The sequence below is a fragment of the Syntrophomonas sp. UBA1041 genome (assembly GCF_002316705.1).
Classification (GTDB): domain Bacteria; phylum Bacillota; class Syntrophomonadia; order Syntrophomonadales; family Syntrophomonadaceae; genus DTU019.
The window spans coordinates 3537-6470 of record NZ_DCEA01000077.1 but is presented as its reverse complement, the minus strand read 5'-3'; the positions used below and the strand labels follow the sequence as shown (position 1 = coordinate 6470).

Genomic DNA, 2934 nt, shown 5'->3' with positions numbered 1-2934 from the left:
GTGGAATTGAAGTCGCTGCGCAAACGCTTTAAAGAGAGATCCTTTGCCCGGGGCGCCAATCGCGAGCAGATGATTTGCTGTTCAGAACTGGGTATGGATCTGGATACCTTCCTGGAGGTTGCTCTGCAGAGCATGAAAAAGATCGCTGACGAAATCGGCCTATAGGGTAAAAAAGCGGCGATTAAAGGAAATACTATTAAAATCAGACCAACCTTAAGGAGGATTAAATGGTCAATAAAGAAACTCTATTGGAGTATATGCGGCAGGACAGTTATCGACCTTTGAGCTACCGCGAACTCTTATCGGTATTCGAAATCGATAATGATGAGGAGATCAAATTCAGCAAACTACTGGGCCGCCTGGAAAAAGCGGGCGAAATCTTGAAAACCCGTAAAAATAGATATGGCTTGCCCGAAATGATGAAGCTGGTCAAAGGGGTTATACGACTCAGCCAGCGAGGCTACGGTATTTTAGTGCCCGATGAGCCGGGACGGCCCGAGGTATTCGTCTACGGGAAAAACCTCAACGGGGCCATGCACAATGACAGGGTCATGGTGCGCCTCATTCACAGCCATCATGGCGGAGAGCGCCCCGAAGGAGAAGTGATCCGGGCCATCGAGCGGGTCAACAAAACCCTGGTGGGGGTTTACGAAAAAGGCAAGCATGTCATTCAGGTGATCCCTGATGACCCGCGCCAGATTTATCCCGTCTATGTAAATCGCTCCCGCAAACTAAAGGTCAATAACGGGGACCGGGTAGTGGTGGCTATAACCAGCTGGCCGGATAAGAACAAATTCCCGGAAGGGCGTATTATCGAAGTTTTGGGCAATGCCGGCGAACCCGGACTGGATGTGGAGGTAGTCATCCGCAAACATAACCTCAGGGTGGACTTCGCCCCCGCGGTAATAAAAGAAGCTCAGGCCGCGGCCCGGCCGGTCAGTGCCGAAGAAAGCAAAAAACGCCGCGATTTGCGCGATGTGAAGATGGTCACCATCGACGGTGAGGATGCCAAAGACCTGGACGACGCGGTTTCCATCTGCCGCATCGTCAACGGGTTCCGCCTGGGGGTGCATATCGCCGATGTTTCTCATTATGTCAGAGAAGACAGCAAATTGGACAGAGAGGCCTGTGCGCGGGGAACCAGCGTCTACCTGGTGGATAAGGTCTTGCCCATGCTGCCCCGGGAGCTTTCCAACGATATCTGCAGCCTTAACAGCGGGGTTGATCGTCTGGCAGTGAGCTGTATAATGGACATCAACTTCAACGGTGAAGTAGCTAATTATGAACTGTGCAAATCGGTGATCCGGGTCCAAGAACGCATGACCTACACCGCGGTGAACCGGATCCTGCTGGAAGATGACCCTGAATTGAAGGCGCGCTACCGGGATTTGGTGGAGGACTTTCATTTGATGAAAGATCTGTCCGATATAATCAGGGCTGCCCGGCTCAAGCGAGGGGTTCTGGATTTCGATTTTCCTGAAACCAAGATAATCACCGACGAAAAAGGGGTTCCGATTGATGTTAAAGTCCGTGAACAGGGACCAGGGGAAATGCTCATCGAAGACTTCATGATCAAGGCTAATGAGACCGTGGCCGAGCATCTTTATCGCCTGCAAATGCCTTTGCTTTACAGGGTTCATGAGAAACCGGATGAAGACGCCCTGATGAAGCTTAATCGGGTTCTGGGGGTGTTCGGACACAAGGTGGCGGGCGAAAAACTGGAGCCAATGACATTCCAGCACATCTTAGCTGACATCAAAGGCCGCCCCGAAGAGCAGATGGTATCATTGATGGTCCTGCGCTCTATGAAGCATGCCCGTTATCTTCCCCAGGCCTTAGGGCATTTCGGTCTGGCTTCGCGTTTTTACTGCCACTTTACCAGTCCCATCCGGCGTTATCCGGACCTGATCGTGCACCGGGTCTTGAGCCATGTCCTGGACGGCAGCATGAATGAACGCCGCCGCGCCGCCCTGGATGGCAAAATGAGCTTTTACGGGGAGCATTCCACTTTTCAGGAGATCAAAGCTGAAGAAGCGGAACGCGACCTGGTCAACATAAAGAAAGCCCAGTTTATGCAGCAGTTTCTAGGCGAAGAGTTCACTGCCCGGGTGTCTTCGGTCAATTCTTTCGGCATTTTTGTAGCCCTGGACAACAGTATCGAGGGTCTGGTGCACATCTCCAGCATCACCGATGACTACTATGAATTCAATGACCGCAGCTACACGCTGCGCGGCATCCATACCGGGAAGACCTTCGCCATCGGCGATGAGGTCAAGGTGAAACTGGTGCGTGTGGAAGTGAATGAAGCCAAGATAGATTTCGAACTGCTGGATGAGCCGGCTGAGGCAGGGGGGGCCGCTGTAAAGAAAAAAACCGCTTTGAAATCCAAAGGGAACAAGGGCAATAGACGCAATAAAGACAGCCGTACCAAAGCCGGAGTGTAGAAGCAGTTGTGCTCAAAAGGATATAAATGACGTTTATAGAATTAAATGGAGAAGAAATTAATCCTTGACAGCCTATTTCGCTTGTGTACAATAAGAGTAATCAAATATGCCAGAACTTTTTCGGGTGCCCGCAAGGGAGAATAGGGAACCGGGTGAAATTCCCGGACGGACCCGCCACTGTGAAGGTTAGCGGTTGCCAGAACCACTCCGTCAAGGGGGAAGGGGCAATAACGCGATGATCCTGAGTCAGGAGACCTGCCCGAAAAATGCTTAGATAGGGATGATGGTAAAATCCACGCTACGACTGGCGTGGATTTTTTGTTTCAAGGGATAAATTCTTGCCACGGTAAGGATTCCCCGCCAGCTTAAAACAAAAGGAGGAGATTGTTTTGACCCAATTGAGCAAAGCCGTAAAGGGGATTATCAGCCCTGAAATGGCGCAAGTGGCTAAGAGCGAAAGAGTTGCACCGGAATTTATCAGACAGGGAGT

1 protein-coding gene and 1 riboswitch are annotated in these 2934 nt (G+C 51.1%); the gene reads left to right on the top strand.

Annotated elements, in window-relative coordinates; genetic code table 11:
• Positions 1-227: 227 nt before the first annotated feature.
• Positions 228-2444: a ribonuclease R gene (rnr, locus tag B2633_RS11995; protein WP_483170918.1), complete on the top strand. Its 2217-nt coding sequence runs from the start codon at positions 228-230 to the stop codon at positions 2442-2444.
• Positions 2445-2549: 105 nt separating this feature from the next.
• A riboswitch (cobalamin riboswitch) is annotated at positions 2550-2721 on the top strand.
• Positions 2722-2934 lie beyond the last annotated feature (213 nt).

What these genes read in the sequence shown, in the direction of transcription:
- rnr (WP_483170918.1), top strand. Translation starts at nt 228, where the DNA reads ATGGTCAATAAAGAAACTCTATTGGAGTATATGCGGCAGGACAGTTAT.